Here is a 6220-nt window from a genome sequence, read left to right on the forward strand (position 1 = left end):
GCCGCAGGAAGCCCAGCGCCTGCGCCGCGTGCACGGCGCGCAGCGGCAGGCCGGTGTCGCCGAGCGTGCGGGACCAGATCTCGCGGCCGATGCGGTCGCGCTCGGCGCGGGTGCGGTGCTCGGCGGGCAGCGCCTCGTCGCGGGCGCGGAACTCGGCGACCGCGGCGGCCACCGCGGCCCGGACCGCCTCGGCTCCGGGCAGGCCCGGCACGCGCTGCCAGCCGCCGCGCGGCGGCAGCACCCCGGCCCACGGCGGGCCGGTGACGGCGGGGGGCACGGTGACCTGCAGGCCGTCGGCGGGCAGGTCCGCGGCGCCGGCCGGGCCGGCCGGAGCGGCCTCGCCCAGCGCCTCGGCGAGCTGCCCGGCCGACACGGTGGTGTCCAGCGCCTCGGGTGCCCCCGCGCAGGCCGGGGCGAGCCGGGCCGTGCGCACGGCCAGCACCTCGAACGACGGGGGCCGGCCGAAGACGGCCAGCACGCCGCCGCCCGCCTGGAGCCGCACGGCGGCGGCGCGGTCGTAGTGGATCAGCCGGGCCAGGAAGGCGGCGAGGTCCGCCGCCTCCCGGGCGTCGGCGAGGCGGAGCGCGGGGACCGGCCCGGGTCCGCCGTGCGCCGTCGTACCGTGCGCCGTCATACGGCGACGGCCTCCTTCGGCCACTCGTCCTTGTCGCCGCGGCCGTCGGCCCCGCCGCCGTCCTCCAGGTAGTCCGCCAGGAAGGCCCGCTCCTCCGCGGTGACGCGGCGCGGCTTGCCCGCCTGGAGGTCGTAGGGGACCAGGACGGTGGTGGCGCGCGCGTAGAGCGCCTGCTCGTCCTTCACCTCGTAGGCGAGGTTGACGAAGGCCGCGCCGACCTTCGTCACCCACGTCTCGATGGTCACCGGCGTGTGCCGGTGCACCAGCGGCTTGAGGTAGTCGATCTCGTGCCGGGCGACGACCACGGCGCCGGTGAACGCGCCGCTGCCGCCGCCCGGCGCGAGGCGCCATATGAAGTCCACCCGCGCCTCTTCCAGATAGCGCAGGAACTGCACGTTGTTGACGTGGCCGAACGCGTCCATGTCCGACCAGCGCACGGCGCAGGAGTAGAGGTGCCGGGCCACGCTCAGCCCCGGGTCAGCTTCTTGTGCGTGGCGCGGTGCGGCCGCGCCGCCTCCGGGCCGAGCCGGCCGACCTTGTTCTTCTCGTACGCCTCGAAGTTGCCCTCGAACCAGAACCAGCGGGAGTCGCCCTCGTAGGCGAGGATGTGCGTGGCGACGCGGTCGAGGAACCAGCGGTCGTGGGAGACGACCACGGCACAGCCGGGGAAGTCCAGCAGCGCGTTCTCCAGCGAGGACAGCGTCTCCACGTCCAGGTCGTTGGTCGGCTCGTCCAGGAGCAGCAGGTTGCCGCCCTGCTTGAGGGTGAGCGCCAGGTTGAGGCGGTTGCGCTCGCCGCCGGAGAGCACGCCGGCCGGCTTCTGCTGGTCGGGGCCCTTGAAGCCGAAGGCGGAGACGTAGGCGCGGGAGGGCATCTCGACCTGGCCGACGTTGATGTAGTCCAGGCCGTCGGAGACGACCTCCCACAGCGTCTTCTTGGCGTCGATGTTGGAGCGGGTCTGGTCGACGTAGCTGATGCTGACCGTCTCACCGACCTTGATGACGCCCGAGTCCGGCTTCTCCAGACCCTGGATCATCTTGAACAGGGTGGTCTTGCCCGCGCCGTTGGGGCCGATGACGCCCACGATGCCGTTGCGCGGCAGGGTGAAGGACAGGTCCTCGATGAGGACCTTGTCGCCGAACGCCTTCGACAGGTTCTCCACCTCGACGACCACGTTGCCCAGGCGCGGGCCCGGCGGGATCTGGATCTCCTCGAAGTCCAGCTTCCGGGTCTTCTCGGCCTCGGCGGCCATCTCCTCGTAGCGCGCGAGGCGGGCCTTGGACTTGGCCTGCCGCCCCTTGGCGTTGGAGCGGACCCACTCCAGCTCTTCCTTCAGGCGCTTGGCCCGCTTGGCGTCCTTCTGGCCCTCGACCTTCAGGCGCGCCTGCTTGGTCTCCAGATAGGTGGAGTAGTTGCCCTGGTAGCCGATGGCGCGGCCGCGGTCCAGCTCCAGGATCCACTCGGCCACGTTGTCCAGGAAGTACCGGTCGTGGGTGATGGCCACGACGGTGCCCGCGTACTTGGCCAGGTGCTGCTCCAGCCACTGCACGGACTCGGCGTCCAGGTGGTTGGTGGGCTCGTCGAGCAGCAGCAGGTCGGGGGCCTCCAGCAGCAGCCGGCACAGCGCGACGCGGCGCTTCTCACCACCGGACAGGTTGGTGACGGCCCAGTCGCCGGGCGGGCAGCCGAGCGCGTCCATGGCCTGTTCGAGCTGGGCGTCCAGGTCCCACGCGTTGGCGTGGTCCAGCTCCTCCTGGAGCTTGCCCATCTCCTCCAGCAGCGCGTCGGAGTAGTCGGTCGCCATCTGCTCGGCGATCTCGTTGAACCGGTCCAGCTTGCCCTTGACGGCGGCCACGCCCTCCTGCACGTTCTCCAGGACGGTCTTGGTCTCGTCCAGCGGGGGCTCCTGGAGCAGGATGCCGACGCTGTAGCCGGGAGTGAGGAACGCGTCACCGTTGGAGGGCTGCTCAAGACCGGCCATGATCTTCAGCACCGTCGACTTACCGGCGCCGTTGGGGCCGACGACACCGATCTTCGCGCCGGGCAGGAAGCTCAGCGTGACGTCGTCGAGGATCACCTTGTCGCCGTGCGCCTTGCGCGTCTTGCGCATGGTGTAGATGAACTCAGCCAAGAGAATCCGTCCGCCATCTGTGTGGGTGTCGATATGTGGCCATGCCGCGTGCGGGCAGTACTCCCCATCTTGCCGTACGACAACCCCCGTGCGGAAACGAGATGACTCGCCGGGGGTGCCGCCGGACCCCCGGCCCGTCCCCGCCGTTCCTCGGCTCGGGTCCCGCCGTCCGGTGGCGGTCCGCCGCCGCGGGCCCGGGTTCCGGGGCGACCCACCCCGCCCGGGGGCCGCCCCGCCCGCGGGAGGCCGCGCCCCGGCCTGGACCGGCCCGGGGGCGGCCCAGGAGCGGCCCGGGGGGGGCGACGCCGGGCCGTCCTCGCCCGGGCCCTGGCTCACCGGACGCCGGGACCGGGGCGGGGCGGCCGGGGCCGGTCGAGCCGGGTTCGGTCAGGGCGTACTCGGTCAGGCCGTACTCGGTCAGGCCGTACTCGGGCGGGGGTCGACCCGGACGGCAGTCGGGCCGTTACCGGCCCCGCCATCGGGGACCCCGCTGCCGGGCCGTCCGCGCACCCCGGCCGTCCCCACGCCCCGGCCGTCCGCGCACCCCGGCCGTCCGCACGCCCGGGCCGTCGGGCGGGCGGGCCCTCGGGCGGGCGGACGGCCTGGCGGGTGGTCACTCGGACCGGGTCCCCGCCTTCTTCCTGCGGACGAAGAACACCGCGGCGCCGCCGACCACGACGAGGCCCACGGCCACGCCCACGATCACCGGGGTGTTGCTGCTGCTGCCGGTCTCGGCCAGGTTGCCGCCGGTCGTGGCGGCCGCGGCGCCGCCCGCCGACGCGGCGCTGGGCTGAGCGGAGGGCTGGCCGGTGGACGGCTGGGGGGTCGGGACACCGCCGCCGCCGGTGGTGCCCGCGGTCTTGCAGTCCAGGACCCCGGAGAAGGTCTTCTCGAAGCCGTTCGGCCCGGTGATGGTGAACTTGTACGCCTGGTCCTCGGCCACCGGGACAGTGATCGTCTTGGACGCGCCGGCCTCGACGGTGTGCTTCTGCCCGGCCAGCTCGAAGGTGAACGCCTCGTCGCCCTCGTTGGAGGCGGTGACCGCCACGCCGCCCTCGGCGCAGTCCTTCTCGGCGGAGAGCGCGGGTATCGGGCCCTTCTTCGCCCAGTTCGCGGTGGCGGTCGCGGTGACGGTGCTCACCGTCGACCCGGCCAGGATCTGGGTCTGGCTCCTGGTCTGGCTGGCGAACGCGCGGCCGACCGGGACCCGGGTGGTGACGGTGGCGGTCAGGCTGGTGGAGCCCTCGGCGGCGCCGGCCGGCACGTCGAAGTACAGCTCCGTGCCGTTGGCCGCGCTGGTCACCGGCTGGCCGTTCTTGTCGACGACCTTCACGCCGGATGCGGCGGCGCCGGAGCCCGGGGTGACCGTGACCCGGTCGGCGTTGGTGTGCACCGTGACCGGGCCGAGGCGGTCACCGGACTTGCCGGAGACCGCGGGCGGGTCCAGGGTCAGGGACGCCTTGGGCTCTTCCAGGGTCCGCGCGCTGCGCTGGAGGTAGTCGGCCAGCTTCTCGGCGGCGGGGTCGACGGCGGTGACGTCGGCCCGGTCGGAGAAGCGCCAGATGGCCACCTGGGTGCCCGCGGCCGCGGTCTTGGCGGTCAGACGGCCGGAGTGGGCCTTGGCCGCGAGCGCGGACAGGTCCTTGACCTGCGGGTACGAGTTCTGCAAGATCCACTTGATCTTGCCCGCGTCCGGGTTGCGGCCCAGGGACGTGGCGCTCCAGGGCTTCTCCTGGTAGGTGGCCTTGGGCCGGGTGTGGGTGTGCAGGTCGATGCAGTACGTCTGGATGGTGCCGCTGCCCTTGCCGACCGTCAGGCTGAACAGGCCGGCCTTGATCCGGTGCTTCCCGCCGCGCTCGTGCACGACCGCCTGGTCGTAGACCTTCAGCCCGTCGAGCGTGGCGGTGGCGCCGCCCTGCCCCGGCTGCGCGTCGTCCGCCGCGGCCGGGCCGGCGGTGGCCACGCCGCCGACCGCCGCCAGGCCCGACACCATGGCAGCGGCGACCAGACGGGCGGCCGCCCGTCTGCCTTTCAGGATCGGAGAAATCATCGTCTTCCCTCCCGGGCGGGCGCGGTGGCGAAAGCCCCGCCCCACCGGTGAACTCATAACGCCATAGCCCCTGATGGCACGTCGGCGATCCTAGGGAGCGGGCGTGGCGGGGGCCTGGGCTATACCGGCGCAAGACCGATCCGAATCGGAATCGTTATCCGCGTCGGCAACCCCCTGACCTGGACTTATCGATAAATCGTCGGCTCTTTCAGAGGGCCGGCGCGCCGACCGGCACGGCCGGCAGGGGCCTGGCCTGGGCCACTCGGCGGAAGGCCGACGTGCCGCGCGCCATGTCGTGTCCGACCGCCACCGCCTCGATGTCCGCGGTGGCCCACCGCCCGCCGTCGCCCGGGGCCTCCCTCTCGCCCTTCTCCCCGCTGTGGCGCTGCTGCTCGCGGACCTTGAGCGTGCCGTGCACGAGGAGCGGTTCGCCGAGGGCCACCGAGGCGGCCACGTTCGCCGCCAGGGCGCGCCGGGCCCAGACGGTGTAGAAGCTCGTGGGTCCGTCCGTCCACGCCTCGCGCTCGCGGTCCCAGCGCCGCGCGGCCGTCGCCAGCCGGAAGCGGACCACCGGCACGCCCGTGGTCGTTTCGCGGAAGTCCGGTGCCGTCGCCACGTTCCCCACCACGGTCACCCAGGTCTCGTTCATTCAGCCGCCCCGTCAGGTCGTCCGGTCAGGTGGCGGCCCGCCCGGACCACGGACGCGATCCGGGCTGCCGCCTCGTACGCCGTTCATGCTGCACCGGACCGCCGACTCCCGCTCGGCCCTGGGGACTACCGGACGGTTGTGGACAACTCGGCCGCCCGATCGGGTGACTTGCCCGCTGCCGTCACCGTCCGGACCGGGTGGCGGGGTGGCGCTCAGACCCCGCCGGACGCGATGACGTACTGCTCCCGCACCTCCCGGTAGCGCGCCAGTTCGGCCGCCACCGGCTCCAGCACCCGCTCCCGCCCGCAGTCCGCCGCCACCTCGCGCAGCCGCCGTTCCACCGCCTGCCCGTGCCGCCGGGCCGGCCCGCGCGCCGCCAGGTCGCAGACCCGGGCCAGCAGCGGCCCGCCCGCCGCGGTCCCCGCCACCGTCAGCGCGGGCACCCACCAGGCCACTCCCCCGGTCTGCCCGGACCCCGCCGCCGCCATTCCCCCGGCGCCCGCCGCCTGCCCGGCCAGCAGCGTCCACTGCGCCGCCCGGGCCGCCGACCACCACCGTGGCCGGGCCGGGCGGGCGCCGAGCGCCGCGACCGCCACGGCCACGTCGACGGCCTCCGGCAGGTCCCGTCCGCCGCGCGCCGCCGCCTCCCGCACCGCACGCTCCCACGGCGCGGGCAGTCCGGCCGTCGCCGTGTCCGCCAGCGCCCGCACGGCCTCCTCCACCGCAGGCCGCGCGGTGACCGCCTCCGGCCCGTCG

The 6220-nt window shown here is 74.2% G+C and carries 5 protein-coding genes and 1 pseudogene; all 6 read right to left on the reverse strand.

Annotation, left to right across the window (positions count from 1 at the left end):
* On the reverse strand, positions 1-634 hold a 634-nt coding region (locus RKE29_RS27060; RefSeq protein WP_312008293.1), incomplete at its 3' end, for a hypothetical protein.
* Entirely contained in the window at positions 631-1098 is a 468-nt protein-coding gene (locus RKE29_RS27065; protein ID WP_312008294.1) for a thioesterase family protein, read from the reverse strand. The genes RKE29_RS27060 and RKE29_RS27065, both read right to left, overlap by 4 nt.
* Before the next feature lie 2 nt (positions 1099-1100).
* Positions 1101-2765 carry an energy-dependent translational throttle protein EttA gene (ettA, locus tag RKE29_RS27070; RefSeq protein WP_312008295.1) on the reverse strand — a complete coding sequence of 555 codons (1665 nt, stop codon included), beginning with the start codon at positions 2763-2765 and terminating at the stop codon, positions 1101-1103.
* Between the two features lie 613 nt (positions 2766-3378).
* Positions 3379-4815, reverse strand: a complete 1437-nt coding sequence (locus RKE29_RS27075) for an LAETG motif-containing sortase-dependent surface protein (RefSeq protein WP_312008296.1) — start codon at positions 4813-4815, stop codon at positions 3379-3381.
* Positions 4816-5023: 208 nt separating this feature from the next.
* Positions 5024-5464, reverse strand: coding sequence for a single-stranded DNA-binding protein (locus tag RKE29_RS27080; protein WP_312008297.1), 441 nt, complete (start codon positions 5462-5464; stop codon positions 5024-5026).
* A 212-nt stretch (positions 5465-5676) separates the two neighbouring features.
* Positions 5677-6220, reverse strand: a pseudogene (locus tag RKE29_RS27085) (ATP-binding protein); the annotation flags it as partial.

It is taken from the genome of Streptomyces sp. B1866 (genome assembly GCF_031932565.1).
Lineage (GTDB): Bacteria > Actinomycetota > Actinomycetes > Streptomycetales > Streptomycetaceae > Streptomyces.